The organism is Kitasatospora sp. NBC_01246 (assembly GCF_036226505.1).
Lineage (GTDB): Bacteria > Actinomycetota > Actinomycetes > Streptomycetales > Streptomycetaceae > Kitasatospora.
The window spans coordinates 5011783-5038366 of record NZ_CP108484.1; the positions used below are offsets into that span (position 1 = coordinate 5011783).

Genomic DNA, 26584 nt, shown 5'->3' on the forward strand with positions numbered 1-26584 from the left:
CACAGACCTTCGGGGAGGCGCGGCATGAGTGCCCTGCTGACCGCCACCTGCGCCGTCCCGGCGGCCGGCGCGGTGCTCACCGCCGCGCTGCCCGCCGGGACGACCGGGCCCCGGCGGCGGATCACCAAGCTCGTCGCCCTCGGCGTCTCGGCCGTCACGCTGGCCCTGGCGGCCACCGCGGCGGCCCGGTTCGACCCCGACGGGGCCCGCTACCAGCTGACCGAGTCCTACAGCTGGATCCGCTCCTTCGGCATCACCTTCTCGCTCGGCGTGGACGGCATCGGCGCCGTGCTGGCCCTGCTCACGGCCGTCCTGGTGCCGATCGTGATGCTCGCCTCCTGGCACGACGCCGACCCGCCCGCCGAACCGGCCCCCGCGCCGGACGGCAGCTTCGAGAACCGGCGCCGCACCCAGGGCTACTTCGCCCTGATCCTGGCCGTCGAGGCGATGGTGATCGTCTCCTTCTACGCCACCGACGTCTTCCTCTTCTACGTGTTCTTCGAAGCCATGCTGATCCCGATGTACTTCCTCATCGGCGGCTTCGGCGACAAGGCGGGCGGCCCCGAGTCGGCCCGCCAACGGTCCTACGCCGCGGTGAAGTTCCTGCTGTACAACCTGCTCGGCGGCCTGGTCATGCTGGCCGCCGTGATCGGGCTGTACGTGATCGCGCAGGACCAGGGGTTCGGCACCTTCGACCTCCGGACGCTGACCTCGGCGATCGCCGACGGCAAGCTGGTCCTCAGCGGCACCGCCGAGAAGGCGCTGTTCCTCGGCTTCTTCTTCGCCTTCGCCGTGAAGGCCCCGCTCTGGCCGCTGCACACCTGGCTGCCCAACGCGATGGGCGAGTCCACCGCCGGCACGGCCGTGCTGATCACCGCGGTGGTCGACAAGGTCGGCACCTTCGCGATGCTCCGCTTCTGCCTCGGGCTCTTCCCGGACGCCTCGAAGACCTTCGCCCCGGCGATCCTGGTCCTCTCGGTGATCGGGATCATCTACGGCGCGCTGCTGGCCATCGGCCAGAAGGACATCAAGCGGCTGGTCGCGTACGCCTCGATCTCGCACTTCGGCTTCATCATCATGGGCATCTTCGCGCTGACCAGCCAGGGCCAGAGCGGCGCCACCCTCTACATGGTCAACCACGGCATCTCCACCGCCGCGTGGATGCTGGTGGCCGGCTTCCTGATCTCCCGCCGCGGCTCGCGCCTGATCGCCGACTACGGCGGCGTGCAGAAGGTCGCCCCGGTGCTCGCCGGGACGTTCCTGATCGGTGGCCTGGCCACGCTGTCGCTGCCCGGGCTGGCACCCTTCGTCAGCGAGTTCCTGGTCCTGGTCGGCACGTTCACCCGGTACCCGGCGATCGGCATCGTCGCCACCTTCGGCATCGTGCTCGCCGCGCTCTACGCGCTGCTGCTCTACCAGCGCACCATGACCGGACCGGTCAAGGAGGGCGTGCGCGGCATGCACGACCTCAAGGCGCGCGAACTCGCGGTCGTCGCCCCGCTGGTGGCCCTGACCATCCTGCTCGGCGTCTACCCGAAGCCGCTCACCGACATCGTCAACCCGTCGGTGGACGCGACGCTCTCGCAGGTCCACGAGACCGACCCGGCGCCGGCCCACCCGGTCGCCGCCACCTCAGGAGGTGAGCACAAGTGAGCACCACCGGTTGGCTCGCCGCCGCGGGCGGCAACACGTCGAGCATCCCGGCCCCGCACGTCGAGTACGGCCAGCTCTCCCCGATGCTGGTGGTGTTCGGCGCCGCCGTGCTCGGCATCCTGCTGGAGGCCTTCCTGCCCCGCCGGTACCGGCACTGGGCCCAGGTCTCGGTGGCCCTGCTCGGCCTGGCCGGGGCGTTCACCGCCGTGGTGGTGCTCGCCGCCCAGGGCTACGGCTCCACCAAGGTCGACCTGCTCGCCATGGGCTCGGTCGCCCTGGACGGCCCCGCGCTGTTCCTGCAGGGCGTGATCCTGCTGGCCTCCGTGGTCGCCGTGCTCACCTACGCGGAGCGGAAGCTGGAGCCCAAGGCCGGCGGCGAGCCGGCCGACGCGTTCGCCGCGCAGGCCTCCGCCACGCCCGGCGGCGAGCAGGAGCGCGCCGCCGTCCGGGCCGGCTTCGCCACCAGCGAGGTCTTCCCGCTCACCATGTTCGCGGTCGGCGGCATGCTGCTGTTCCCCGCCGCCAACGACCTGCTGACCATGTTCGTGGCGCTGGAGGTCTTCTCCCTCCCGCTCTACCTGCTCTGCGCGCTGGCCCGCCGCCGCCGGCTGCTCTCCCAGGAGGCGGCGGTCAAGTACTTCCTGCTCGGCGCCTTCGCCTCGGCGTTCTTCCTGTTCGGCACCGCCCTGCTGTACGGGTACGCGGGCAGCGTCCGGCTCGGCGAGATCTCGGACGTCATCTCCGGCAAGGCCCTGGCCACCCCGGCGCTGCTCTCCACCACGCAGAACGACGCCCTGCTCCTGATCGGCCTGGCGATGCTCGCGGTCGGCCTGCTCTTCAAGGTCGGCGCGGTGCCCTTCCACTCCTGGACCCCGGACGTCTACCAGGGCGCCCCGACCCCGGTCACCGGGTTCATGGCGGCGGCGACCAAGGTGGCCGCCTTCGGGGCCATGCTCCGGCTCTTCTACGTCGCCTTCCCCGGCCTGCGGCTGGACTGGCGGCCGGTGATGTGGGGCGTGGCCATCCTGACCATGGTGGTCGGCGCGATCCTGGCCGTCACCCAGCAGGACGTGAAGCGGCTCCTCGCCTACTCCTCCGTCGCGCACGCCGGGTTCATCCTCACCGGCGTGATCGCCACCAACAAGCAGGGCCTCGGCTCGGTGCTGTTCTACCTGCTGGCGTACTCCTTCGTGACCCTCGGCGCCTTCGCCGTGGTCACCCTGGTGCGCGACTCCAAGGGCGAGGCCACCCACCTGTCCAGCTGGGCGGGGCTCGGCCGGCGGTCCCCACTGGTCGCGGCGGTCTTCGCGCTCTTCCTGCTGGCCTTCGCGGGCATCCCGCTCACCTCGGGCTTCACCGGGAAGTTCGCGGTCTTCCAGGCCGCGGCGGCCGGCGGGGCGACCCCGCTGGTGATCGTGGGTGTGCTCAGCTCGGCGGTGGCCGCGTTCTTCTACATCCGGGTCATCGTGCTGATGTTCTTCTCGGACCCGCAGCCCGGCGGCCCCACCGTGGCCATCCCGAGCGCCTTCACGGCGACCGCGATCGGCATCGGCGTGGTGGTCACCATCGGCCTCGGGGTGCTGCCGCAGTACTTCCTGGACCTGGCGTCGAAGGCCTCGCTCTTCGTCCGCTGAGCCCGCCGTCCGGGCGCCGCCCGGACCCGCTCCACCGGCCGGAACCGCTCCGGCCGCGCCCCACCGTCCGGGCCGCGCACTCGTCCGCGCGGCCCGGACGTGTCGTCTCCGGACCGGCTCCCACCAGCGGGTCCGGCCCGATCATGACAGGATCCGCACGCCCGTGCAGTGATCCACTCGCGACCGGATACCCTGCCTGTATGGCCAGCGGCGGCACTCAGGGACCAGGCCGCTAGATCGACCAGGGACAGAGGAGTGGTCTTCGTGACCGTCGTGGGACCCTTTGGGCTCAACGTGCAGGACCGCGATCTGACCCGCGATGTCCAGTCCGGGATGGACGCGGTGGAGGTCGCGCTCACCGAGGCCGTGAAGAGCGACGTCCCGTTCATCACTGTCACCGCCAGCCATCTGATGGAGGCCGGCGGCAAGCGCTTCCGCCCGCTGCTGGTGATGCTCGCCGCGCAGTTCGGCGACGCCAACGCCCCGGGCGTGGTCCCGGCCGCCGTGGTGGTCGAGCTGACCCACCTCGCGACGCTCTACCACGACGACGTCATGGACGAGGCCCCCGTGCGCCGCGGCGCCCCCAGCGCCAACTCGCGCTGGGACAACTCGGTCGCCATCCTCACCGGCGACTTCCTGTTCTCCCGTGCCTCCCAGGTGCTCGCCGACCTCGGCCCGGAGGCCGTCCGGCTGCAGGCCGACGCGTTCGAACGGCTGGTCACCGGTCAGATCCTGGAGACCGCCGGCCCCCGCCCGGAGGACGACCCGCTCGACCACTACCTCGCCGTGCTGGCCGGCAAGACCGGCTCGCTGATCGCCGTCTCCTGCCGGATCGGCGCGCTGATGGCCGGCGCCGAGCCGTGGGTGACCGACATCCTCAGCGCGTACGGCGAGCGGATCGGCATCGCCTTCCAGCTGGCCGACGACGTGCTCGACATCGCCAGCGACGGCCACGAGTCCGGCAAGACCCCCGGCACCGACCTGCGCGAGGGCGTGCCGACGCTCCCCACGCTGCTGCTCCGGCAGATGCCGGTCGACGAGTCCGACCCGGCCGACCTGCGGCTGCGCGAGCTGGTCGAGAGCGACCTCGCCGACGACGACCTGCACGCCGAGGCGCTGCGCCTGCTGCGCCGCCACCCGGCACTGGAGCGCGCGCGCCGGGAGACCCTGCGGCACGCGGAGGAGGCCCGCGCGCTGCTCGACCCGCTGCCCGACAGCGCGGCCAAGGCGGCCCTCCAGGGCCTGTGCGACGCGGTGGCCATCCGCACCATGTGACCGGCGGCCCGCCGCATGTGCCCGGTCGTGCACCGGAGGTGACCGGCCGTCCGGGCCCTGCTCCGACCGGCCGGGCGCACCCGCCCGGCGGTCGGCGACCGCGGCCGGCGGGATTCTCCGCCCGGCGGACCGGGGCGTCCGCGGATAGGGAAGACTGACCTCGTCAGCACCGTCCGCAGCGCCGCCAACCGGAAGGCCACCATGCTTCGCGTCGTCATCGCCGAGGACTCCGTCCTGCTTCGGGAGGGCCTGACCAGGCTGCTGACCGACCGCGGTCTGGAGGTCGTGGCGGGGGTCGGCGACGGCGAGGCGCTGCTGAAGGCCGTCCACGACCTGGCCGGCGCCGGCGCCCTGCCCGATGTGGTGGTCGCCGACGTCCGGATGCCCCCGACCCACACCGACGAGGGGGTGCGCGCCTGCGTCACGCTGCGCGGCCTCTACCCCGAGGTGGGTGTCCTGGTGCTGTCGCAGTACGTCGAGGAGCGCTACGCCTCCGAGCTGCTGGCCGGCTCCACCCGGGGCGTCGGGTACCTGCTGAAGGACCGGGTGGCCGAGGTCCGCGAGTTCGTCGACGCCGTGGTGCGGGTGGCCGGGGGCGGCACCGCGCTGGACCCCGAGGTCGTCCAGCAGCTGCTCAGCCGCAGCCGCAAGGGCGACGTCCTGGCCGGGCTGACCCCGCGCGAGCGCGAGGTGCTCGGGTTGATGGCGGAGGGCCGGACCAACGCGGCGGTGGCCAAGCAGCTGGTGGTCTCGGACGGCGCGGTGGAGAAGCACGTCAGCAACATCTTCCTCAAGCTGGGCCTGGCCCAGAGCTCCGAGGACCACCGGCGGGTGCTCGCTGTGCTCACCTACCTGAACTCGTAGCGGGGTCGCCCGTGGGCCGACGGCGGAGGTGACGGCGGGGCGCGGGCGGTCTCCGGCCCGCCGGACGGCCTCCGGCCCGCGTTCGCGTCCCTGTCCGCGACACGCGGGGGCGGGGCGCACGGAACCCGTCCGGGCGCCCGAGCAGGGGCGTTCCCGCCGGTGTCCGGCCGGTCACCTACCGTGTTTCCGTGACATCCGGCGGTGATTTCCCGCCGCATCGGGTAGTTCCGTCCAAGGCAATCCTTACCCGCATAGGATGCGAGAGGTGCACCAGGCGGACGGGGCACACGGCTCACGCCCGCGGCTGGTGCCCACGAGGAGGTCCGCGGCAGTGACCAGTCAGGTCGATCAGTCAGAAGCGGTGGACGGTCCGGACGGCGACGAGGGCCGTTCCGGGCCCGGTGAGGGCCGCTCCGGCCCCGCCGTGCCGGCCGGTCCGCAGCCCAGGCGAGCCAAGCCGATCCGCAGATTGGACCGGGTGATCATCCGCTTCGCCGGGGACTCCGGCGACGGCATGCAGCTCACCGGTGACCGCTTCACCTCGGAGACGGCGTCCTTCGGCAACGACCTCTCCACCCTGCCCAACTTCCCGGCCGAGATCCGGGCCCCCGCCGGCACGCTCCCGGGGGTCTCGTCCTTCCAGCTCCACTTCGCCGACCACGACATCCTGACCCCGGGGGACGCGCCCAACGTCCTGGTGGCGATGAACCCGGCCGCCCTGAAGGCCAACGTGCCGGACCTGCCGCGCGGCGCGGAGATCATCGTCAACACCGACGAGTTCACCAAGCGCGCCCTGGCCAAGGTCGGCTACCCGGCCGACCCGCTGGGGGACGGCTCGCTGGAGGCCTACCACCTGCACAAGGTGCCGCTGACCACGCTGACCCTGGAGGCGCTCAAGGACAGCGGGCTGACCCGCAAGGACGCCGAGCGCGCCAAGAACATGTTCGCGCTGGGCCTGCTCTCCTGGATGTACCACCGGCCCACCCACGGCACCGAGTCCTTCCTGCGTACCAAGTTCGCCAAGAAGCCGCTCATCGCCGAGGCCAACATCAGCGCCTTCCGGGCGGGCTGGAACTTCGGGGAGACCACGGAGTCCTTCGCCGTCTCGTACGAGGTGCCGCCGGCCAAGCTGCCACCGGGCCGCTACCGCAACATCTCCGGCAACCTGGCCCTGTCGTACGGACTGATCGCCGCCTCCGAGCGCTCCGGGCTGCCGCTCTACCTCGGCTCGTACCCGATCACCCCGGCCTCGGACATCCTGCACGAGCTGAGCAGACACAAGAACTTCGACGTGCGGACCTTCCAGGCGGAGGACGAGATCGCCGGCATCGGCGCGGCGCTCGGTGCCTCGTTCGGCGGCGCGCTGGGCGTGACCACCACCTCCGGCCCGGGCGTCGCCCTGAAGAGCGAGACCATCGGCCTGGCCGTCTCGCTCGAACTGCCCCTGCTGGTGGTCGACATCCAGCGCGGCGGTCCGTCCACCGGCCTGCCGACCAAGACCGAGCAGGCGGACCTGCTGCAGGCGATGTTCGGCCGCAACGGCGAGGCGCCGGTGCCGATCGTCGCCCCGGCGACCCCGGCCGAGTGCTTCGACGCGGCCCTGGAGGCGGCCCGGATCGCCGTCACCTACCGCACCCCGGTGTTCCTGCTGTCGGACGGCTACCTGGCCAACGGGTCCGAACCCTGGCGGATCCCCGAGGTCGGCGAACTGCCCGAGATCACCCCGGACTTCGCGACCGGCCCGAACCGCGAGGACGGCGCGTTCTGGCCCTACCAACGTGACCCGCAGACGCTGGCCCGCCCCTGGGCGGTGCCCGGCACGCCGGGCCTGGAGCACCGGATCGGCGGGATCGAGAAGCAGGACGGCACGGGGAACATCTCCTACGACCCCGCCAACCACGACTTCATGGTCCGCACCCGCCAGGCGAAGGTGGACGGCATCGCGGTGCCGGCGCTGGAGGTCGACGACCCCGGCGGCGAGGCACGGGTCCTGGTCCTCGGCTGGGGGTCGACGTACGGGCCGATCACCGCGGCCGTCCGCCGGGTCCGGGCCGACGGGGGGCAGGTCGCCCAGGCGCACCTGCGCAACCTCAATCCGTTTCCGGCCAATCTCGGTGCGGTGCTGAAGAGTTACGACAAGGTCATCGTTCCCGAGATGAACCTCGGGCAGCTGGCGCTGCTGCTGCGGGCCAAGTACCTGGTGGACGCGCAGTCCTACAACCAGGTGCGTGGACTGCCGTTCAAGGCGGCCCAGTTGGCGGACGTGCTGTGGGCGGCGATCGGCAGCCTGGACGAGGCGGGTGCTGCCTCGGGTGCTGCTTCGGGTGCCGCTTCGGCTGCTGCTTCGGGTGCTGCTTCGGCGAACGAGGAGGACAACCGATGAGCGAGAAGTTCCCCTCCTTGAAGCTGGTGCCGAAGGCCGAAGGGCCCCAGACCGCCAAGGAGTTCAAGACCGACCAGGAGGTCCGTTGGTGTCCCGGCTGCGGGGACTACGCGATCCTGGCAGCGGTGCAGGCCTTCATGCCGGAGCTGGGGATCAAGCGGGAGAACACCGTCTTCGTCTCCGGCATCGGGTGCTCCTCCCGTTTCCCGTACTACATGAATACCTATGGGGTGCACTCGATCCACGGGCGCGCACCGGCCATCGCCACCGGGCTGGCCTCCTCCCGGCAGGACCTGAGCGTCTGGGTGGTGACGGGTGACGGCGACGCCCTCTCGATCGGCGGCAACCATCTGATCCACGCGCTACGGCGGAACGTCAATCTGAAGATCCTGTTGTTCAACAACCGGATCTACGGCCTCACCAAGGGCCAGTACTCGCCGACCAGCGAGGTCGGCAAGATCACCAAGTCCACGCCGATGGGCTCACTGGACGCGCCCTTCAACCCGCTCTCGCTGGCCATCGGCGCGGAGGCCACCTTCGTCGCCCGGACCATCGACTCCGACCGCCAGCACCTCCAGTCCGTGCTGCGGGCGGCGGCGGAGCACGAGGGCACCGCGCTGGTGGAGATCTACCAGAACTGCAACATCTTCAACGACGGCGCCTTCGAGATCCTGAAGGAGTCCGGCACCCGGGACGAGGCCCTGATCCGCCTGGAGCACGGCCAGCCGATCCGCTTCGGCGCCGACGGGGCGCAGGGCGTCTTCCGGGACGCCGACGGCGAGCTGTACGTCGACACTGTCACGGCCGACAACGAGGCCTCGGTGGTGGTCCACGACGCCCACGCCGCAGGCTCCGCGGCGGCGTTCGCGCTCTCCCGGATCGCCGACGCCGACACCCTGCACCACACCCCGATCGGTGTCCTGCGCAGCGTCCGCCGGCCGGTCTACGACGAGCTGATGGCCGCCCAGCTGACCACCGCCGTGGCGCAGCGCGGCACCGGCGACCTGGCCGGTCTGCTGGCCGGCAGCGACACCTGGACGGTCGACTGACCGCCGCCGGGCGGACGGCGGCGCCCCGGCGGGAGCGATCCCTCCCGCCGGGGGCCACCGTCGGGTCGATATGACAGGTGTCATCCCGAAGAGCTGCCCCTGGGCACTGCGGGCCGACGCCCGCCCGGTCCTACCGTTCTTGCCATGACGAACACGAAGCTCGTTGACACCAGGACCGACGTCCACGTGAGCATCATCGGTGGCACCCGGCTGGCGGGCCGGGAGGTCCACCGCCGCACCGTGACCGCCTCGCTGATCGGCGGTGCGGACATCGACCTGACGGATGTGGAGATCCCCGACGGCGCCGAGCTCCGGATCACCAAGCTGAGCCTGATCGGCGGGGTGAGGCTGAGGGTCCGCCCGAACGTGCGCGTCGTGGTCAGCGGTCTGCGCCTCGGCGGCGTCCGCGACGACGGCCGTACTGAACTCGGCGGTCCGACCGTGCACGTGGGGGCCTGGGGCCTGCTCGGCGGTGTGAGCGTCCGCCGCCCGTGAGCACCCGGGTTCGTGAGCGTCCGGTCGGTCGGGGGGAGGTCGGTCGGGGGGAGGTCGGCCGGTCCGTGGTCCGGTGCGGCTGGGTATCGTCCGGGTATGGCCGAACTGATCGCACCGACCACCCGTCTGCACGCCAACTGGCTTGAGGCGCACAAGGAATGGGGCCCGGGGAGCCATGAGGACGGCTTCGGGCTCACGCCGGGCGACGAGGTCGACTCCCCGGCCGGCTTCGCCGCCTGGATCTCCCGGCTGGCCGCCGAGGAGGCGCCGTCGCACCCGGCCGAGGCCGGGGCGCTGGCCTTCCGCTACCGCTGGATCGTGGAGGACGGCCGGGTCCTGGGCGGCATCGTCCTGCGGTACGGAGTGCACGGCTTCGTCCCGTACTTCGGCCACATCGGCTACGGCATCCGGCCCTCCGCCCGCCGCCGCGGACTGGCGGCGTGGGCGTTGGGCCGGATGCTCGACGAAGCCCGCACGGTCGGCCTGGACCGCGTCCTGGTCGCCTGCGCGGTGGACAACATCGCCTCGGTCCGGACGATCGAGGGCCGGGGAGGTGTTCTCGAAAGCGTCCAGGACACCAAGTTCGGTGCCGTTCGCCGCTACTGGATCGGGCTCCAGGGTGACCCGGCGCCCGTCGCCCGGCCGTCGGCCGGGGTGTCGTCGCGGACGTCCGGTTCCTGTCGCCGGGCTCCTACTGCTGGACCCACTCGACCAGTTGGATGACCACCCCGTTCGGGTCGGTGACCTGGAACAGCCGCTCGCCCCACGGCTCGTCGCGCAGCGGCATGGTGATCTCCACGCCGGCGGCCCGCAGGCGGGCCTCCTCGGCCGCCACGTCCGCCACGGTGAACGCCAGGATCAGCCCGGCGGCGTGCTGGTCCCGGAAGCCCTCGGGCAGCACGTCGAGGCCGCGGCGCAGGTAGACGACGTTCATCCCGGAGTCCGGGCGCCCGAGCGAGGCGAACCCGTCGGCCGCCATCTGCTCGGCGAACCCGAAGTGCTGCTGGAGGAAGGCGGCGGAGGCGGTGACGTCCTCGACGGTGAGTGAGACGGCGGCGCCCGTGATCTGCATGGAGGAGTGCCCTTTCGTCGGCGGTTATCCCGTACGCAGTACACTATACATAGTACGGAGAATTGCGCCAGGGGTCTGCGAGGGGGAGTGGGCGGGGAGCGCGCGGGATCGGGGCTTGTGTTGGAGTGAACTCCAACTCATACCGTCGTCATGTCGGCCGGGGAGGACTCCTCCCGGGGCCGGAAGCCCGATCGCCCGTCCCTGATTGCGGCCGTCCCGACGGCAGAAACGGATCACCCATGACGAACGCCACCGCCTCCACCATCGCCGCCGCCTCCACCATTGCCGCCGCCACCGCGGCTGTCCGGCAGGAGCGCTTCGACCACGGCATGGGCGTCCTGGCCCGGATCGACGGCGAGAGCGGCCAGAAGGTCATCGAGGCGCTGGCGGACGTCTCGCCGGAACTCGGCCACCAGGTCGTCGCCTGGGCCTTCGGCGACATCTACGACCGCCCGGGCCTGGCGCCGCGCGACCGGCAGCTGGTGACCCTCGGCATGCTCACCGCGCTCGGCGGCTGCGAGCCCCAGCTGGAGGTGCACATCAACGCGGCCCTCAACGTCGGGCTCGGTCGGGAGGAGATCGTCGAGGCGCTGCTGCACTCGGCCGTCTACTGCGGGATGCCCCGCGCCCTCAACGCGACGTTCGTCGCCAAGAAGGTCTTCGGGGAGCGCGGCCTGCTGCCCGTCGCAGTGCCGGCCGAGGGCTGACCCCGAGTGGGGTCGGGGGCCGGGGGCCGGGGGTCGGGGGGCGGGGGTGCGGTGGGGCTTCAGGAGTCGGAGGCGCCCGGGTCGGAGCGGCGGGACGACTTGGCGAAGGCCTTGAAGGCGGCGAGGAGCCCGTCACGGGCGACCCCCGCGAACAGTACGGCGACCCGCAGCGGGTAGTTCCGGGCGTACCGGGCCCGAACGGAGCGGACGGCACGCGGGGCCGCGGGGCCCTGGCGGGGCGTCGGGCGGTGGGGCTCGTTCATGAGGGGACGGTACCTTGGGGGGTCGGCGTGCGGCCGCGGCTGGCGGGGTTGGTGAAGTCGGTGGGGTCGGAGCGCGAGGTGCGGGCGCCGGGCCGGTGGGACCGGCCCGGCGCCCGCACCTCGCACCACTACTTCCAGAAGATGGCACCCTTGCCCAGGCTGTAGGGCGCGCCCCAGTATTCGGCGCCCGAGACCTTGGTGGCCGCCGGGGCGAGGGCGACGGCGCAGCCCTGGGCGGTCTGGCCGTTGGTGAAGCCCTTCGGCAGCGAGGGGTTCGCGCACTTGGCGAAGCCGCCGATGATCATCAGTTCCTGGGCCTCGCTGCCGTCCGGCAGGAGGCCCTTGACGTGGTCCACGCTGGTGTAGGCCAGGTCGGTGGTGCCGGTGTTGGTGATCGAGTACCGCACGTAGTACGGGACGAGCCCCTTGGCCTTGTCGCCGAGCTTGAGCGCGGCCAGGTCCGCCGGGTCGCCGGCCTCGATCGCGGTGACCGACAGGGCGATGACGCCCTTGGTGCTGCCGGAGGTGAACTGCACCTGGGCGGGCTGGCCGATCTTGAAGGTCTGCCCGGGGGTGGCGTCGGTACCGCCGCCGGTCGCGGGAGCGGCTGCGGGTGCGCTGGTGGCGGCACCCGACGGGCTGGCCGCGGCCGGCGTGCTCGCGGAGGCGGCCGGGGTCGTCGGCGCGGCGGCCGGGGGCGGAGTGCTGCTCGCCGTGTCGGCCGCCGGGTCGTCGTTGCAGGCGGTGAGGGTCAGGGCGCCGACCGCTGCGAGACCGACGAGCGTCCACATGCGCTTGCGGGTGTGGATGCCGTTCATAGGAGGTTCCCCCGTGTTCCGGGCCGTCAGGCGGCGGCCCTGCTGAGATCTTGATAGCGGGGCCGGGGGTCGGGGGCCATGGCTTCGGCGCGGTTCGGCCCGGATGTGACGTGACCGCTTCGGAGTTGTCGACGAGCCGGTACAGTAGCGCCCCTTGCGCCCGGCCGCCCGGCTGCCGAACCGCAAGGCGCTGAACCGGCCCTGACGGAGGGACGCGGCGGGTGTCGGGCCCGTTGCGGAGGCGTCTCGGAGGCATCTCGACCGGACGCCCCGCCCGCGCGCCTGGCTACGGTGGTGGCCATGAGTACGGGGGGCGGATCGGCCTGGGCCGGGGTACGGCGGGTCTTGCTGACGTTGTCGGGCGTGGTCGTGGCCGGGGCGGTGATCCTCGTCGCGGTCGTCCTCTGGCAACTGCACGACCTCACCACCGTGCCTCCCGCACCGGACGCGAGCGCGCTCGCCCGGGCCGCCGACACGCGTGCGGCCCGCGACCGGGCGGTGGCGTTCGCCGACGAGCAGACCGGGCTGGTCCGGGCGGCCGCGCCCTGGGCGGAGGCGCTGGACAGCTCGGTCGCCGACCTGTGCGAGGCCCGGGCCGCCTCCGGCAGCTTCGGCAGCAAGCCGGTGTGGTCGGGGGTGATGTGCCGGCGGACGACGGTGCTGTACGCCGCGTTCGACGGTGAGATCGAGCCCCGGCTGGCCGAGCTGGACCGGGCGCTGGCCGGCGTCGGCTGGAAGCCGCGCAGCGGCGGCAGGGACTTGGTGCGGGAGCTGCACTACCAGCACAGCCCGGGCGGCGACGCCTCGGCCGAACAGACGGCCGAGGCGCTGGCCCGGCCGAACTCGGTCGCCGTCGACCACACGCGCGGCGCCGGGCAGAATTCCGTCACCCTGACCGTCGCGGTCGCGGACGGCAAGGGTCTGCCCAGGATCAGGGGCAGTTGGGACGACTCGTCAACCCTGCGCGGGCCGGACGCGAAGCCCTACGCGGACGGTGAGTCCGAGCGGGTCGTGTACCAGGACTGGCGGCGCGTGGACGCCGAGGCACTTCAGGCGAAGACCTACGCGGACCACCGGTACCTGCTGGCGATCGGCGTGACCCAGCTCTACGCCGCCGGCTGCCCGGGCGCCACGTGCAACGGGAGCGCACCGAGCTGGTGACGGCCGGCCCGGAAGGCCTCGGGTCGGAGTGGGAAGTCGGCCGGTCCGACGTCCTGCTCCGCGCGTTAGCGTCCCTGCGTCACCTCAGGAGGCGGAGCCGGGTGTTGCGGTTCCGGCCGATGCGGCCGGTCACCGGGACGGGCCGAACCCGGGCAACGGGTCCTGGTCGACCTCGTGGCGGGCGACTCGTTCGGTCGGGTCCCGGCACTCCGGGCCCAGGCGCAGGATGCGGGATTCCGGGTCGTGCAGCGGGCGGTGGCAGCGGCGGCAGGTGACTCGGGAGCGGACGACCTCTGCCGAGTCGGTGCCGGGGAGTGGCTCGGGGGCGCGGTCGGTCATGGGTCGACCCTAGAGCTTGCCCGACGGTGCCCGCCGGGGCCCGCCCGGCCCCGCAGTCCGGACGCGCCGCTGTCTCCTCCCGGTGCGCTCCGGCGGTGCGCCCGGCGGGCCCTGTCCGGGCGGGCGCGTGAAAGGATTCCCCCATGGCGAGTGAACGCAGCAGTGCGGGGGATCCGGCGCGGACGCTGGCACTGCTCTGGGGCGTGTCGACCGAGGAGAAGCCGGGCCGTCGTGGTCCCCGGCAGGCGAAGTCGCCCGCGGAGATCGCGGCCGTGGCGATCGCGCTGGCCGACGCCGACGGCGTGGACGCGGTGACGATGCGGCGAGTGGCGCAGGAGCTGGGCGTCTCCCCGATGGCGCTCTACACGTACGTCCCCGGCAAGGCCGAGCTGCTCGACCTGATGCTGGACACCGTCTACGCGACCATGCCGCGCAGCGCCCCCTCCGACGAGGGCTGGCGGGCCAGGGTCGCCGCGGTCGCGGACGACAACCGCGCGCTCTACCGCGCCCACCCCTGGGTGGCGAGCATCTCGACCAGCCGTCCGCCGCTGGGGCCGGGGCTGATGGCCAAGTACGAGTACGAGTTGTGCGCTCTGGAGGGCACCGGGCTGCCGGACGTGGAGCTGGACGCCGCGCTCACCCACCTGCTGGGTTTCGTCCAGACCTGTGCCCGGATGGGGGCCGACGACCGCGCCGCGCAGCAGGACAGTGCGATGACCGACGAGCAGTGGTGGGCGGCCAACGCTGACCTGCTGGCCCGGGTCTTCGACGCCGAGCGGTACCCGGTCGCCGCCCGTGTCGGTGCGGCCGCCGGCGAGGTGCACGGCGGCGCGTACAGCGCGGACCACGCGTACGCCTTCGGCCTGGCCCGAGTGCTGGACGGGTTCGCGGCGCTGATCGCGGAGCGGTAGCCACCCGGCGGGGCGGCGAATCTGTAGACCGGTCGGTTGATTCTGGACGCCTTAGGTAGACCGGTCTGCATATTCGCCACTGTACGGGCCCGGAATCGCTAGACCGGTCTACAGAAACACCCCTTGAGGCCCATCTCTGTAGACCGACCGACATATGTAGACCGACCGACATAAAACGCGCCGGCCCCACCCCCGAGCCCGCCCCCCGAGCCCGCCCCCCGAGCCCGCCCCGCCTCAGCGCGGGCGGGCGTCGTACCCGGCGCGGGCCTCCTGGACGACGGGGACGCGCTGCTCGGACCAGCGGGCGAGGGCCGCCACCAACTGGGCGGCCTCCCGGCCGAGCGGGGTGAGGCTGTAGTCCACCCGTGGCGGGATCACCGGATGGGCCTCGCGGAGGACGAAGCCGTCGCGCTCCAGGGTCTGCAGGGTCTGCGCGAGCATCTTCTCGCTCACCCCGGACACCCGCCGGCGCAGCTCGCTGAACCGGTAGCCGCGTTCGTCCAGCGCCGCCAGCACCAGGACGCCCCACCGGCTGGTGACGTGCTCCAGTACGCCGCGGGAGGGGCACATGCGGTCGTACACGTCCGGCGGCGGCAGCTCGCCGAGCGGCACGGCCGGCCGGGCCGTCGAGGGGGTGGCGGCGTCGGAAGCGGTGGGGGCAGCAGGGGCAGCGCCCTGGGCCATTATCTGCATGTCATTACCTGCATATCAGTACCCTACTTTGAAGTGCGTACTTTCGAGAAGTAAGTGTCCCTCCTAGGGTGAGTGTCGAGGCCGGGATGACTCGGCCGTCCGACCGCGAGTTCAACGGGCAACGGCCCGAACCGAACCGACCTGACCCGACCCAGGGAGCAGCAACATGTACGTCGTCACCGGTGCCACCGGACAGCTCGGCCGGCTGGTCGTCGAGGGCCTGCTGGCCGAGGTCCCCGCCGGGGAGGTGGCGGTGGTCGTCCGCTCCGCCGAGAAGGCCGCCGACCTCGCCGCCCGCGGCGTGACCGTCCGGGTGGCCGACTACGACCGTCCGGAGAGCCTGGCGGGCTCCTTCGCGGCCGGCGACCGGGTGTTGCTCATCTCGGGCAGCGAGGTCGGCCGCCGCATCCCGCAGCACACCGCCGTGATCGAGGCGGCGCGCGCCGCCGGCGTCGCGCTGCTCGCGTACACCAGTGCGCCCGGCGTGGCCACCTTCCGGCTGGCGGACGAGCACAAGGCCACCGAGGCGGCGATCCGGGAGTCCGGGCTGCCCTTCTCGTTCCTCCGCAACGGCTGGTACACCGAGAACTACCTGGGCGACGCCGCCGGCACGGTGGCGCGCGGCGTGGTGATCGGCAGCGCCGGGCAGGGCCGGGTGGCCACCGCCCCGCGTGCGGACTACGCCGCCGCGGCGGTCGCTGTGCTGCTCGGCGAGGGGGACGAGGGTGGTCACGCGGACACCGTGTACGAGCTCAGCGGTGACGTCGCGTGGAGCCTGTCGGAGCTGGCCGCCGAGCTGGCGCGAGTCTCGGGCCGACCCGTCGAGCACCGCGAGGTGACCCCGGCCGAGCACCGCGCGGTCCTGGTCGGCGCGGGCCTGCCGGAGGGTTTCGCCGACGTCCTGGTGGACGTGGACGCCGGTATCGCACGCGGCGAACTGGCCGGCACCCCGGGTGACCTGGCCCGGCTGATCGGCCGTCCGACCGTCCCGCTGGCGGAGAGCGTGCGCACGGCGCTGGGCGCCTGACGCACCGGAGCGCCGCCCGGGCCGACCGCGAAACCGCAGGTCGGTCGGGCGGCGTCTCATGTCATGAGCAAAATGCGAATACGGAGATGACAGTCGGCCCCCGCGCCCGCTACCGTCGGCACGACATTGGTGCGCGCGGAGGGCAGGCCGTCGATGGCGGAGACAACCCAGCAGGAGGCCGGCCGGGGCCTTTGGTACGGCCTGGCGGCGTACGGGATGTGGGGGCTCTTCCCGTTGTTCTGGCCGCTGCTGGAGCCGGCCGCCGCCGACGACATCCTCGCCAACCGGATGGTCTGGTCACTGGTCGCCGTCGTCGTACTGCTGCTCGCCCAGCGGCACTGGGGCTGGATACGCCCGCTGCTGCGCCAGCCCCGCCGACTCGCCATGCTGGGCGGGGCCGCCGCCGTGATCTCGGTCAACTGGGGCGTCTACATCTGGGGGGTCAACGCCGGTCACGTCGTCGAGACCAGCCTCGGCTACTTCATCAACCCGCTGGTCACCATCGCCTTCGGCGTGGTGGTGCTCAAGGAGCGGCTGCGGCCCGCGCAGTGGGCTGCCGTCGGCATCGGCGCCCTCGCGGTGGCGGTGCTGACCGTCGGCTACGGACGGCTGCCCTGGATCGCGCTGACCCTGGCCTTCTCCTTCGGGACGTACGGGCTGCTCAAGAAGACGGTCGGGCTGAGCGGGCTGGAGAGCCTGGCCGCCGAGAGCGCCTTCATGTTCCCGTTCGCCCTCGGGTACCTGGTCTACCTGGCACTCGTCGGCCGCGGCACCTTCGGGCACACCGTGGCGGGGTCGTTCGGCTGGGGGCACTCCGGGCTGCTGATGCTCAGCGGGGTGATCACCGCGATCCCGCTGCTCTGCTTCGGCGCGGCGGCGGTCCGGGTGCCGCTCACCGTGCTCGGGCTGCTGCAGTACCTGGCGCCGTTGTTCCAGTTCCTGATCGGTGTCACGGTGTTCCACGAGTCCATGCCGCCCGCCCGCTGGGCCGGCTTCTCGCTGGTCTGGGCCGCGCTGGCGCTGCTGACCTGGGACGCGCTGCGCCGGGTGCGGAGCGATCGGGCGGAGCGGGCCGCCGTCCTGGCCCGGTCGGCCGCCGCCGTCCCGGCCGACGCCCTGGGCCCGGCCGACGCCCCGGCCACCCCGGCCACTACGTCCAGCCCGGCTACCGCACCCACCCCGCCCCTCGACGCGACCCCGGCGCCCACCCGCTGACGGAGGCGCGCACAGGGCCGGCCGGCGGGGCGGCCCCGCCCCCCGCCGGCCCGCTACGCGGTGATGTCCCGGCTGGTGAAGCGCGACCACGCGGCCGAGCCGAAGACGGCCACGTACGCGGCCTGCAGCCCGAGGTTCTTGAGCACGCCGTCCCAGTACATCGGTTCGCGCAGCAGGTCCCCGAAGCTCAGCCAGTGGTGGGTGAAGAGGAACGGCTGGATCGCGTGCAGCTGGGGGAAGCTGTCGAGGATCTGGACGGTGATCACCAGGCTGACGGTGGCGGCCATCGCCGCGATGCCGCTGCCGGTGAGCGTCGAGATGAAGAGCCCGATCGCGACCAGTCCGGACAGCGAGGCGGCCACGACCAGCGCCACCAGCACCGCCCGCAGCAGCGCCGGGCCGAGCCCGATGGTCTCCCCGGAGATCAGCGTGACCTCGCCGAGCGGGAACAGCGCGGCGCCGGTGGCGAGCGCCGCCAGCGCGACCGTCGCCGTCGCCGCCAGGCAGAACGCCAGACCGGCCGTGAACTTGGCGGCCAGCAGCCTGGTCCGCCCGGCCGGCGCGACCAGCAGGTAGCGCAGGGTGCCGCCGGCCGCCTCGCCGGCCACCGAGTCGCCGGCGACCACCCCGACCGTCATCGGCAGGAAGATCGGCAGGGCCACCGCGAGCGAGGTGAAGACCAGGAAGAGGCCGTTCTGCGTCACCTGCGCGATGAAGGCCGGGCCCCCGCCGCCCTGCGACCCGTCGGTCTCGATCCTGACCACCACACCGATCAGGACCGGCAGCACCCCGAGGATCCCCAGCAGCACGATCGTCCGCATCCGGCGGAAGGTCAGCAGTAACTCGCTGCGGAACAGCGCCAGGAACCCGGCCGTCGTCTGCGCCCGGCGCCCGGTCACCCCGGGTCCGCCCGGCAGGCCCGGCGCACCCACCGCACCCGCTGTCCCCGCTGTCCCCACCGACTCCACCGACTCCACCGCCTCCACCGTCTCCGGTACGGCCGGAGCCTCAGCCCGCGACATCGAAGCCCTCCCCGGTCAGCGCCACGAAGGCGTCCTCCAAGGTGCCCCGCTCCACTCCGAAGCCCCGCACCCGCACCCCGGCCGCGACCAGCGCCGCGCAGAGCTCCGGCAGGCCGTCCTCGGCGAGCGCGTCCGGCGCCCCCTCGACCCGGTCCTCGCCCGGCAGCACGTCGCGGACCCGGTGCGCCGCCAGCACCCCGGCGGCCAGCGCCACGTCGGGGGTGCGGACCACCAGCCGCCCCTGGGCCCGGGCGGCCAGCTCGGCCACGGTGCCCTGCACCAGCAGCCGGCCGCGCGACATCACCGCGGCGTGCGTGCAGACCTGCTCGATCTCGTCCAGCAGGTGGGAGGAGAGGAAGACCGTGGTTCCCTCGGCCGCCACCTCCCGGATCAGCGCCCGGATCTCCCGCATGCCCTGCGGGTCGAGGCCGTTGGTCGGCTCGTCCAGCACCAGCAGCTCGCGCGGCTGGAGCAGGGCCGAGGCCAGGCCGAGCCGCTGCTTCATGCCGAGCGAGTACGCCCGCGCCTTCTTCCCGGCCGCGGCGGTCAGCCCCACCCGGTCCAGCGCTTCGGTGACCCGCTGCCGGCGGGTGCGCGGGTCGGCGGTCGGATCGGCCGCGTCGAACCGGGCCAGGTTGTCCCGGCCGGAGAGGAAGCCGTACAGCGCCGGGCCCTCGATCAGCGCGCCGACCCGCGGCAGCACCGCGGTGACGGACTGCGGCATCGACGCGCCGAGCACGGTGGCCACCCCCGAGGTGGGCGCGATCAGGCCCATCAGCATGCGGATGGTGGTGGTCTTGCCGGAGCCGTTGGGCCCGAGGAAGCCGAAGACCGAACCGCGGGGGACGGTCAGGTCCAGCCCGTCCACGGCGAGCTGCCCGCCCCGGAAGCGCTTGGTCAGCCCCCGGGTGCTGATCACGGCGTCGGACGGGGACCAGGACGGAGCGGCGGATCCGGAGGGAGCGGCGGATCCGGAGGGAGCGGCGGACCCGGAGGGAGCGGCGGACCCGGACCGGCCGTCGCCGGTGGCGGGAGCAGTGGACGGGGCGACGGCGGGTACGGCCACGGGGGCCGGGCGCACCTCGGCGCCCCGGCCCCCGGCCGGCTCCGTAACGTCCCCCGTTACAGGAGCCCGGGTCATTACTTCACCCCGGCCGCACTCTGCAGCACCGGCAGCGTCACCGCACCGGCGAACACCCGGCCGTCATCCGTGACCAGCACGTTCAGCACCTTGGTGCTGATCAGGCTGCCGCCCTGGACGGGCTTGCCGAGCGACTTGACCAGGCCCTGCACGCTCTGGCCCGGCGCCCGGCCCTCGCCCCCGTGCCGGCCCTGCTTGCCGGACTCCGCCGGTGCCGGGGCGGCGTCGCCGCTGGGCAGCCGGGTGCTCAGCACCGTCGTCCAGCCCTCGCCGACGACGTTCAGGCCGTCGGCGCCCGGCTGCTCCGGCGCGCCGCCGGGGGCCTGCCGGCCCTCGCCGCCGACCTCCGCCCGCTGCTCCGTCACCTTGGCGCCCTTGGGGGCGGAGAACTCGAAGGACTTGGCGGCCGGCCTGGCGAAGGAGACGTCCTTGAAGTGGACGTCCAGCACGGCGGAGCCGTCCGTCCCCTTGACCACCACCGCGAGCGGCACGCCGTTGTCGGCGGCCACCGCGATCCGCACCTCGCCGATGGTGGAGCCGGACTGGGTGGGCTTCACGCTGAGCTGGTACGCCTTCTGCCCGGCGACGTTCGCCGTGCCGTCGACGGTGACGGCGGTGGTGCCCGCGCCCGCCGCGAGGAACTCCTTGGCCGCCTCGGCCGGCGTGGTCGGCACCCCGGTGAGCGGCGCCCCGCCCCGGTGGCCCTCGGGCCGGGCGCCCTGCGGGGCCGTCAGGTGCACGGCCTCGTTGGTGGAGCTGTCCCAGGCCCAGACCTGGTCGCCGTTGTGCACCAGCTCGTACTCGGAGAGGTTCTCGATCAGGCCGACGCGCTGGCGGTCCGGACCGTCCACCGCGACCCGCAGGGTGTGGTCCCCGCCGAGCAGGCCGGCCAGCTTGGCCTCCGGCGCGGCCGAGGAGCCCTGGCCGGCGCCGCCGGAGCCGAGTCCGCCGCCCGCGGCCGAGAACAGCTGGCTGGGCACCCCGAGGTCCGCGGAGACCGAGACCGTCCCCGAGAGCGTCTGGGCCTGCGAGCCGAGCGCCTTCGCCACCACCTGCTCCGCCGTCAACGCGGGCAGGTTCGGCGGGGCGTCGTCCGCCAGCGCGGGCACCAGCCCGATGCCCGCGGCGATCGTGCCCGCCACCGCCAGCGGCACCGCCACCCGCACCGCGGTGCGCCGGCCCGAGCGGTAGGGCACGCCGCCGCCCGGGTGTCGTTCAGTCGTCGTGTCGTCCGTCATAGCGTCCAACCCCTCCGTAACCGTGACCGACTGCCTGTCCGCTCCATTACACGGGCCCCGGGGCGCCCGAGTCATCACTCTGCAGGGCCAGATCGGGGTCGGTCTCCCGGCGCAGACGACCCTGACAGGCCCTCAGGGTCACCTCCTCCGGAGGTACCGGAACTGGCGTAGGGTCGCGCCATGGACGCAACCTTCACCCCGACTGCGAACGCGATGCGGCGCGCCCTGCGCCGTGCCCGGGACGGTGTCGCGCTGGACGCGGCAGAGGCTGCGGTGCTGCTCCGGGCCAGAGGCGCGGACCTGACGGACCTCTGCGCGAGTGCGGCCCGGGTGCGCGACGCGGGCCTCGCGACGGCGGGCCGGCCCGGCGTCATCACCTACTCCAAGAGCGTGTTCATCCCGCTCACCCGGCTCTGCCGCGACAAGTGCCACTACTGCACCTTCGCCACCGTCCCCGGCAAGCTGCGCCGGGCCGCGCAGGGCACGGCGCGGGAGCTCCCCGGGCGCAGCCACGGGATGTTCATGTCGCCCGACGAGGTGCTGGAGGTGGCCCGGCGCGGGGCCGAACTGGGGTGCAAGGAAGCGCTGATCACCCTCGGGGACAAGCCCGAGGACCGCTGGCCCGAGGCCCGCGAGTGGCTGGACGCGCACGGCTACGACGACACCATCGCCTACGTCAGGGCGATGTCCATCCGCGTCCTGGAGGAGACCGGCCTGCTGCCGCACCTCAATCCCGGAGTGCTGAGCTGGACGGACTTCCAGCGGCTCAAGCCGGTCTCGGCCTCCATGGGCATGATGCTGGAGACCACCGCGACCCGGCTCTGGAGCGAGCCCGGCGGCCCGCACTACGGCTCGCCGGACAAGGAGCCGGCCGTCCGGCTCCGGGTCCTGGAGGACGCCGGACGCAGCTCGGTGCCGTTCACCAGCGGGCTGCTGATCGGCATCGGCGAGACGTACGAGGAGCGCGCGGAGTCGCTCTTCGCGCTGCGCCGGGTTTCCCGGGCCTATCACGGCATCCAGGAGCTGATCCTGCAGAACTTCCGCGCCAAGCCGGACACGGCGATGCGCGGCATGCCCGACGCCGAGCTGGACGAGCTGGTCGCCACCGTCGCGGTGGCCCGGCACATCATGGGCCCGGCGGCCTGCCTCCAGGCGCCGCCGAACCTGGTGGACGGCGAGTACGAGCGGCTCATCGGCGCGGGGATCGACGACTGGGGCGGCGTCTCGCCGCTGACGCCCGACCACGTGAACCCCGAGCGCCCCTGGCCGCAGATCGACCGGCTGGCGGAGCGTTCGGCGGCGGCCGGCTTCGAGCTGCGCGAGCGGCTCGCCGTCTATCCCGAGTACGTCCGGCACGGCGAGCCGTGGCTGGATCCGCGGGTGCTGCCGCACGTCCGGGCGCTGTCCGACCCGGAGACCGGGCTGGCCCGCCCGGACGCCGTGGTCCAGGGCCTCCCCTGGCAGGAGCCGGAGGACCTGCCCGCCGCGTACGGGCGGACAGACCTGCACGCCACCATCGACACCGAGGGCCGCACCGGCGACCGCCGGGCCGACTTCGAGGACGTGTACGGGGACTGGCAGGTGCTGCGCGAGCAGGTGCTCGCCAAGGGCGCCCCGGAGCGCCTCGCCGGCGATCTGCGCGGGGCGCTGGCGACGGCCGCCGACGACCCCGCCCGGCTGACGGACGACCAGGCGCTGGCGCTGTTCCACGCGGACGGCCCGGCCCTGGACGCGCTCTGCCGGATCGCCGACGACGTGCGCCGCGCCGCGGTCGGCGAGGACGTCACCTACTGCGTCACCCGGAACATCAACTTCACCAACGTCTGCTACACCGGCTGCCGGTTCTGCGCCTTCGCCCAGCGCCGCACCGACGCGGACGCCTACACCCTCTCCCTGGAGCAGGTGGCCGACCGGGCCGCGCAGGCCTGGGAGGTCGGCGCCACCGAGGTCTGCATGCAGGGCGGCATCCACCCCGACCTGCCCGGGACGGCCTACTTCGACATCGCGCGCGCGGTGAAGGAGCGGGTGCCCGGCATCCACGTGCACGCCTTCTCGCCGATGGAGGTGGTCAACGGCGCGACCCGGACCGGCCTCTCGATCCGCGACTGGCTCCAGGAGGCGAAGGCGGCGGGGCTGGACAGCATCCCGGGCACGGCAGCCGAGATCCTGGACGACGACGTCCGCTGGGTGCTGACCAAGGGCAAGCTGCCCGCCGCGACCTGGGTGGAGGTCGTCACCACCGCGCACGAGCTGGGCATCCGCTCCTCGTCCACGATGATGTACGGCCACGTGGACAACCCGGGCCACTGGCTGGGCCACCTGCGGCTGCTGGCGGAGATCCAGCAGCGCACCGGCGGGTTCACCGAGTTCGTGACGCTGCCGTTCATCCACACCAACGCCCCGGTCTACCTGGCCGGCATCGCCCGGCCCGGGCCGACCGCGCGGGACAACCGGGCGGTGGTCGCGATGGCGCGGCTGCTCCTGCACCCGCACATCCCCAACATCCAGACCAGCTGGGTGAAGCTGGGGGCCGAGGGCGCGGCCGAGATGCTCCGCTCGGGCGCCAACGACCTGGGCGGCACCCTGATGGAGGAGACCATCTCGCGGATGGCCGGGTCGGCGTACGGCAGTTACAAGTCGGTCCGGGACCTGCGGGCGATCGCCGAGGCGGCGGGGCGCCCGCACCGGCAGCGCACCACCACCTACGGCGAGGTGCCCGCCGAGCGGCTGGCCGCGGCCCTGGCCTCGGACGGCCACCTGCCGGAGCTGCTGCCGGTCCTGGACTGACCTCCCCATCCGGTACCGGTGACGGCCCGCCGGGCTCCCCTGCCCGGCGGGCCGCCGGCGGCACAGCCTGCCGGCCCGGAGACGGGCACGGCCCGGCACGGCAGGGAGCCCGGGGTGGCCGGCCGCGGCCTGCGCGTGGCGGGATCGGCACCATCGTGTCGAAGTGCGGTGTTCGAGGGAATCGCTCGACTTGTTCGGTCATTCGAATACAGTGCGAGGGCGCGCGGCCGGCCGAGCGTCGCGCTCCCCGGTTCCCGGACGAAAGGCGCTCCGTCGTGATGCCACTGTGGTCACGAGCCCAGCAGCAGGACTTCCGCAGCCGGGTGCGGGGCTGTCTGCTCGGCGGGGCGATCGGTGACGCGCTCGGCGCGGGCGTCGAGTTCGAGTCGCTGGAGAAGATCCGAGCCGCGCACGGCCCGCTCGGCGTGACCGGCTACATACCCGCCTACGGGCGGCTCGGGGCGGTCACCGACGACACCCAGATGGTGCTCTTCACCGTGGACGGGCTGATCCGCGCCCACATCCGGCGCGACACCGGCAGCTGGCACCCGCCCACCGACCTCCACCTCGCCTATCTGCGCTGGGCCGCCACCCAGCGGGACTGGGGCCCGGACGAGCGCCGCACCGACCTCGGCTGGCTCGGCCGCGAGGAGTGGCTGTACGCCCAGCGCGCCCCCGGCCAGGCCTGCCTGTCCGGCCTCTCCGGCCCGGACGCGGACCGCCTCGGCACCGTGGAGGTGCCCAAGAACCCGCACTCCAAGGGCTGCGGCACGGTGATGCGGGCGGCGCCGTTCGGGCTGCTCACCACCTGGGAGCCGGGCCTGGTGTTCCAGCTGGCCGTGGAGTGCTCGGTGCTGACGCACGGCCACCCCACCGGCTACCTCTCGGCCGGCGCCCTGGCGGTGATCGTCCAGACGGTGGCCCGCGGCGGCACCCTGGAGGAGGGCGTCCACCTGGCGCTCGCCCTGCTCTCCGAGCGGCCGGCGCACGAGGAGACCACGGCGGCGCTGCGGGCGGCGCTGGACGCGGTACGGGCCGGCGAGCCGTCGGCGGAACGGGTCGAGGCGCTGGGCGAGGGCTGGGTCGCCGAGGAGGCGCTGGCGATCGGGGTGTACTGCGCGCTGGTCGCCCACGACGTGCGCTCGGGCCTGCTGCTGGCGGTGAACCACTCGGGGGACAGCGACTCCACCGGCGCCATCTGCGGCAACCTGCTCGGGGTGCTGCACGGGGACAGCGCCCTGCCGCCCGGCCTGGTGGCCGCGCTGGAGGGGCGCGGCGCCCTGCTCGAACTGGCCGACGACTTCGTCCTGGAGCTGATGCACGGGCCGGAGCTGCACGGCCTGGACACCCCGGAGGGCGCCGCCTGGGCGGACCGCTACCCGGTGCTGCGCTGACGTTCCACCCGGCCCGGTGGGCCCGGTGGGCCCGGCGGGCCCGATCGGCCCGGTCCGCCGGCGCGCGGCCGCGTAGGTGCCGGTAGCGGCGCCCGCGGCCCCGGGGGAGGGCGGCGGAGACCGCTACCGGCGACTGCGCCGAGAACGGCGCGGTGGCTCAGAAGCCGCCGAACACCCCTGCTCCGGCATCGACGGCGAACGCCTTCCAGGCCTCGGCCGAGAAGTTCAGCTGAGGACCCTGGGGATCCTTGGAGTCCCGCACCGCGACGGCGCCCGCAGCCGGCGTGGCGATCTCCACACAGGCGCCGTTGCCGCCGCTGTGGGTGCTCTTCCGCCAGGTCGTCCCGTTCTCGAAGGTGGTGCTCATGCGTGGTATCCCTCTTCAATCGTGGCTATCAGTGACCGGCTCTCGACCACTCCGAGCGCCGCTGCCCGCAGGTGGTCGTAGAGACTGGTATAGCGGCGCACGTCGGCTTCCTTCTCCAGGTAGAGATCGCTCGTCACCCCTTCGAAGTAGACAACCGTGGAATCGGCTGACTCGGGGAACTCCAGCAGGGAGAATGTCCCGGTCATGCCGGGGTGGGCGCCGTGCGAGAACGGGATCACCTGGATCGTGATGTTCGGGCGCTGGCTCAGCTCCAGCATGTGCTTCAGCTGATCGGCCATCACCGCCCGGTTGCCCACTTCGCGGCGCAGCACCGCCTCGTCTATGACGGTCCAGAGGCTGCCCAGCGGGTTCTCGCCGTGGACGCGGTCCTGGCGCTTCATCCGGACCTGCACCCGCCGCTGGACGGAGAGCGCGTCGGTGTCCGGCTGGGTGCCCTCCACGACGGCCTGGGCGTACTGCTCGGTCTGCAGCAGCCCCGGGACGAACGAGGACTCGTAGGCGCGGATCGACGAGGCCTCGGCCTCCAGGCCGATGTACACGCTGTACGGGGTCGGCATGTCGTTGAAGTCGTGCCACCAGCCGCGCTGGCGGGACTCCCGCGCCATCTCCATCAGACTGGCCCGCATGGCCTCGTCGGTCACGTTGTAGACGTCGCAGAGGTCGCGCACGTCGCGCTGGCTGATGCTGCGGCGCCCGTTCTCCAGTCGGCTGATCTTCGACTGGGAGACCATCAGCCGGCCGGCCACCTCCTCCGCCGTCATGGCCAGGCCCTCCCGCAGCTTGCGGAGTTCGGAGCCCAGGCGCCTGCGGCGCACGGTGGGGTTGATGTTCGCGGACACGTCGACCTCCGGCCGGACCTCTGGTGATCGTTGGAACGGCAGTCCTCGGAACACAGTGGAAATTGGGACCAACCCCCCTGACTTGGAGCAGCATGACACCTTGGATCAGGTCGGCGCCGGGGAATCGCAGGAGCGCAGTAGAACACATCATCGGAAAAGCGCTTTGGCGAGACGGCGGGCCTCCCCGCGTGGTAAGGCGACGGTGCGGCTCGATCC

At 73.0% G+C, this 26584-nt stretch carries 24 protein-coding genes and 1 pseudogene; 15 read left to right on the forward strand and 10 right to left on the reverse strand.

Going from position 1 to position 26584, the window contains the following annotated elements; genetic code table 11:
• Positions 1-24: 24 nt before the first annotated feature.
• The 8 genes and pseudogenes from OG618_RS21985 to OG618_RS22020 all read left to right on the forward strand — a co-directional run bounded on the left by OG618_RS21985 (position 25) and on the right by OG618_RS22020 (position 10076).
• Positions 25-1653 carry an NADH-quinone oxidoreductase subunit M gene (locus OG618_RS21985; RefSeq protein WP_329489245.1) on the forward strand — a complete coding sequence of 543 codons (1629 nt, stop codon included), beginning with the start codon at positions 25-27 and terminating at the stop codon, positions 1651-1653.
• Complete coding sequence (gene nuoN, locus OG618_RS21990) at positions 1650-3287, forward strand: NADH-quinone oxidoreductase subunit NuoN (protein WP_329489246.1); 1638 nt, start codon at positions 1650-1652, stop codon at positions 3285-3287. The genes OG618_RS21985 and nuoN overlap by 4 nt, the downstream gene beginning before the upstream one ends.
• Positions 3288-3551: 264 nt before the next feature.
• The gene (locus OG618_RS21995) at positions 3552-4562 is read left to right on the forward strand and encodes a polyprenyl synthetase family protein (RefSeq protein ID WP_329489247.1); all 1011 of its coding nucleotides are present in this window, start codon (positions 3552-3554) and stop codon (positions 4560-4562) included.
• Between the two features lie 201 nt (positions 4563-4763).
• A complete protein-coding gene (locus OG618_RS22000; RefSeq protein ID WP_329489248.1) occupies positions 4764-5426 on the forward strand; it encodes a response regulator transcription factor in 663 nt (220 codons plus the stop codon).
• 256 nt (positions 5427-5682) lie between these two features.
• Positions 5683-7707 (forward strand): annotated as a pseudogene (locus tag OG618_RS22005) (2-oxoacid:acceptor oxidoreductase subunit alpha); the annotation flags it as partial.
• A 98-nt stretch (positions 7708-7805) separates the two neighbouring features.
• Complete coding sequence (locus OG618_RS22010; protein ID WP_329489249.1) at positions 7806-8858, forward strand: 2-oxoacid:ferredoxin oxidoreductase subunit beta; 1053 nt, start codon at positions 7806-7808, stop codon at positions 8856-8858.
• Between the two features lie 144 nt (positions 8859-9002).
• Positions 9003-9353, forward strand: coding sequence for a hypothetical protein (locus OG618_RS22015; protein ID WP_329489250.1), 351 nt, complete (start codon positions 9003-9005; stop codon positions 9351-9353).
• Between the two features lie 96 nt (positions 9354-9449).
• The gene (locus OG618_RS22020) at positions 9450-10076 is read left to right on the forward strand and encodes a GNAT family N-acetyltransferase (protein ID WP_329489251.1); all 627 of its coding nucleotides are present in this window, start codon (positions 9450-9452) and stop codon (positions 10074-10076) included.
• Here OG618_RS22020 and OG618_RS22025 read toward each other — a convergent pair.
• Positions 10045-10425, reverse strand: coding sequence for a VOC family protein (locus tag OG618_RS22025; RefSeq protein WP_329489252.1), 381 nt, complete (start codon positions 10423-10425; stop codon positions 10045-10047). The genes OG618_RS22020 and OG618_RS22025 overlap by 32 nt on opposite strands.
• Positions 10426-10754: 329 nt before the next feature.
• Here OG618_RS22025 and OG618_RS22030 point away from each other — a divergent pair, with 329 nt between their 5' ends.
• The gene (locus OG618_RS22030) at positions 10755-11132 is read left to right on the forward strand and encodes a carboxymuconolactone decarboxylase family protein (protein ID WP_329492215.1); all 378 of its coding nucleotides are present in this window, start codon (positions 10755-10757) and stop codon (positions 11130-11132) included.
• Positions 11133-11191: 59 nt separating this feature from the next.
• On the opposite strand, the gene OG618_RS22035 is transcribed toward OG618_RS22030, so the two are convergent.
• Both OG618_RS22035 and OG618_RS22040 read right to left on the reverse strand, forming a co-directional pair.
• Entirely contained in the window at positions 11192-11395 is a 204-nt protein-coding gene (locus OG618_RS22035; RefSeq protein WP_329489253.1) for a hypothetical protein, read from the reverse strand.
• A 128-nt stretch (positions 11396-11523) separates the two neighbouring features.
• Complete coding sequence (locus OG618_RS22040; protein WP_329489254.1) at positions 11524-12213, reverse strand: hypothetical protein; 690 nt, start codon at positions 12211-12213, stop codon at positions 11524-11526.
• 300 nt (positions 12214-12513) lie between these two features.
• Here OG618_RS22040 and OG618_RS22045 point away from each other — a divergent pair, with 300 nt between their 5' ends.
• Positions 12514-13374, forward strand: coding sequence for a hypothetical protein (locus tag OG618_RS22045; RefSeq protein WP_329489255.1), 861 nt, complete (start codon positions 12514-12516; stop codon positions 13372-13374).
• Between the two features lie 129 nt (positions 13375-13503).
• On the opposite strand, the gene OG618_RS22050 is transcribed toward OG618_RS22045, so the two are convergent.
• Positions 13504-13713 (reverse strand): DUF6011 domain-containing protein, encoded by a 210-nt coding sequence (locus OG618_RS22050; protein WP_329489256.1) that lies wholly within the window; start codon positions 13711-13713, stop codon positions 13504-13506.
• Between the two features lie 143 nt (positions 13714-13856).
• On the opposite strand from OG618_RS22050, the gene OG618_RS22055 reads away from it, so the two are divergent.
• Entirely contained in the window at positions 13857-14624 is a 768-nt protein-coding gene (locus tag OG618_RS22055) for a TetR/AcrR family transcriptional regulator (RefSeq protein WP_329489257.1), read from the forward strand.
• A gap of 234 nt (positions 14625-14858) precedes the next feature.
• On the opposite strand, the gene OG618_RS22060 is transcribed toward OG618_RS22055, so the two are convergent.
• A complete protein-coding gene (locus OG618_RS22060; RefSeq protein WP_329492216.1) occupies positions 14859-15194 on the reverse strand; it encodes a winged helix-turn-helix transcriptional regulator in 336 nt (111 codons plus the stop codon).
• Positions 15195-15483: 289 nt separating this feature from the next.
• On the opposite strand from OG618_RS22060, the gene OG618_RS22065 reads away from it, so the two are divergent.
• Positions 15484-16344, forward strand: coding sequence for an SDR family oxidoreductase (locus OG618_RS22065; protein WP_329489258.1), 861 nt, complete (start codon positions 15484-15486; stop codon positions 16342-16344).
• A gap of 153 nt (positions 16345-16497) precedes the next feature.
• A complete protein-coding gene (rarD, locus tag OG618_RS22070; RefSeq protein WP_329489259.1) occupies positions 16498-17559 on the forward strand; it encodes an EamA family transporter RarD in 1062 nt (353 codons plus the stop codon).
• Positions 17560-17612: 53 nt separating this feature from the next.
• Here the strand turns inward: rarD and OG618_RS22075 are convergent, their stop codons facing one another.
• Genes OG618_RS22075 through OG618_RS22085 form a run of 3 tightly spaced genes read right to left on the reverse strand, consistent with a single transcriptional unit; the run spans position 17613 to position 20960 of the window.
• Positions 17613-18581: an ABC transporter permease gene (locus OG618_RS22075; protein WP_329489260.1), complete on the reverse strand. Its 969-nt coding sequence runs from the start codon at positions 18579-18581 to the stop codon at positions 17613-17615.
• Entirely contained in the window at positions 18568-19722 is a 1155-nt protein-coding gene (locus OG618_RS22080) for an ABC transporter ATP-binding protein (RefSeq protein WP_442906846.1), read from the reverse strand. The genes OG618_RS22075 and OG618_RS22080 overlap by 14 nt, the downstream gene beginning before the upstream one ends.
• Positions 19722-20960 (reverse strand): LolA family protein, encoded by a 1239-nt coding sequence (locus OG618_RS22085; protein ID WP_329489262.1) that lies wholly within the window; start codon positions 20958-20960, stop codon positions 19722-19724. The genes OG618_RS22080 and OG618_RS22085 overlap by 1 nt, the downstream gene beginning before the upstream one ends.
• A gap of 180 nt (positions 20961-21140) precedes the next feature.
• On the opposite strand from OG618_RS22085, the gene OG618_RS22090 reads away from it, so the two are divergent.
• Both OG618_RS22090 and OG618_RS22095 read left to right on the forward strand, forming a co-directional pair.
• Positions 21141-23747: a bifunctional FO biosynthesis protein CofGH gene (locus OG618_RS22090; protein ID WP_329489263.1), complete on the forward strand. Its 2607-nt coding sequence runs from the start codon at positions 21141-21143 to the stop codon at positions 23745-23747.
• Positions 23748-24025: 278 nt separating this feature from the next.
• Positions 24026-25141, forward strand: a complete 1116-nt coding sequence (locus OG618_RS22095; protein WP_329489264.1) for an ADP-ribosylglycohydrolase family protein — start codon at positions 24026-24028, stop codon at positions 25139-25141.
• 157 nt (positions 25142-25298) lie between these two features.
• On the opposite strand, the gene OG618_RS22100 is transcribed toward OG618_RS22095, so the two are convergent.
• Together OG618_RS22100 and OG618_RS22105 are read right to left on the reverse strand one after the other, a co-directional pair.
• A complete protein-coding gene (locus OG618_RS22100) occupies positions 25299-25508 on the reverse strand; it encodes a DUF397 domain-containing protein (RefSeq protein ID WP_329489265.1) in 210 nt (69 codons plus the stop codon).
• A complete protein-coding gene (locus OG618_RS22105; protein ID WP_329489266.1) occupies positions 25505-26368 on the reverse strand; it encodes a helix-turn-helix domain-containing protein in 864 nt (287 codons plus the stop codon). The genes OG618_RS22100 and OG618_RS22105 overlap by 4 nt, the downstream gene beginning before the upstream one ends.
• Positions 26369-26584 lie beyond the last annotated feature (216 nt).

Excerpts from the sequence above, each read along its gene's own strand:
- OG618_RS21985 (WP_329489245.1), top strand. The coding sequence starts at position 25 with ATGAGTGCCCTGCTGACCGCCACCTGCGCCGTCCCGGCGGCCGGCGCG.
- OG618_RS22000 (WP_329489248.1), top strand. The coding sequence starts at position 4,764 with ATGCTTCGCGTCGTCATCGCCGAGGACTCCGTCCTGCTTCGGGAGGGC.
- OG618_RS22010 (WP_329489249.1), top strand. The coding sequence starts at position 7,806 with ATGAGCGAGAAGTTCCCCTCCTTGAAGCTGGTGCCGAAGGCCGAAGGG.
- OG618_RS22015 (WP_329489250.1), top strand. The coding sequence starts at position 9,003 with ATGACGAACACGAAGCTCGTTGACACCAGGACCGACGTCCACGTGAGC.
- OG618_RS22020 (WP_329489251.1), top strand. The coding sequence starts at position 9,450 with ATGGCCGAACTGATCGCACCGACCACCCGTCTGCACGCCAACTGGCTT.
- OG618_RS22025 (WP_329489252.1), bottom strand. The coding sequence starts at position 10,425 with ATGCAGATCACGGGCGCCGCCGTCTCACTCACCGTCGAGGACGTCACC.
- OG618_RS22030 (WP_329492215.1), top strand. The coding sequence starts at position 10,755 with ATGGGCGTCCTGGCCCGGATCGACGGCGAGAGCGGCCAGAAGGTCATC.
- OG618_RS22035 (WP_329489253.1), bottom strand. The coding sequence starts at position 11,395 with ATGAACGAGCCCCACCGCCCGACGCCCCGCCAGGGCCCCGCGGCCCCG.
- OG618_RS22040 (WP_329489254.1), bottom strand. The coding sequence starts at position 12,213 with ATGAACGGCATCCACACCCGCAAGCGCATGTGGACGCTCGTCGGTCTC.
- OG618_RS22045 (WP_329489255.1), top strand. The coding sequence starts at position 12,514 with ATGAGTACGGGGGGCGGATCGGCCTGGGCCGGGGTACGGCGGGTCTTG.
- OG618_RS22050 (WP_329489256.1), bottom strand. The coding sequence starts at position 13,713 with ATGACCGACCGCGCCCCCGAGCCACTCCCCGGCACCGACTCGGCAGAG.
- OG618_RS22055 (WP_329489257.1), top strand. The coding sequence starts at position 13,857 with ATGGCGAGTGAACGCAGCAGTGCGGGGGATCCGGCGCGGACGCTGGCA.
- OG618_RS22060 (WP_329492216.1), bottom strand. The coding sequence starts at position 15,194 with ATGTGCCCCTCCCGCGGCGTACTGGAGCACGTCACCAGCCGGTGGGGC.
- OG618_RS22065 (WP_329489258.1), top strand. The coding sequence starts at position 15,484 with ATGTACGTCGTCACCGGTGCCACCGGACAGCTCGGCCGGCTGGTCGTC.
- rarD (WP_329489259.1), top strand. The coding sequence starts at position 16,498 with ATGGCGGAGACAACCCAGCAGGAGGCCGGCCGGGGCCTTTGGTACGGC.
- OG618_RS22075 (WP_329489260.1), bottom strand. The coding sequence starts at position 18,581 with ATGTCGCGGGCTGAGGCTCCGGCCGTACCGGAGACGGTGGAGGCGGTG.
- OG618_RS22080 (WP_442906846.1), bottom strand. The coding sequence starts at position 19,722 with ATGACCCGGGCTCCTGTAACGGGGGACGTTACGGAGCCGGCCGGGGGC.
- OG618_RS22085 (WP_329489262.1), bottom strand. The coding sequence starts at position 20,960 with ATGACGGACGACACGACGACTGAACGACACCCGGGCGGCGGCGTGCCC.
- OG618_RS22090 (WP_329489263.1), top strand. The coding sequence starts at position 21,141 with ATGGACGCAACCTTCACCCCGACTGCGAACGCGATGCGGCGCGCCCTG.
- OG618_RS22095 (WP_329489264.1), top strand. The coding sequence starts at position 24,026 with ATGCCACTGTGGTCACGAGCCCAGCAGCAGGACTTCCGCAGCCGGGTG.
- OG618_RS22100 (WP_329489265.1), bottom strand. The coding sequence starts at position 25,508 with ATGAGCACCACCTTCGAGAACGGGACGACCTGGCGGAAGAGCACCCAC.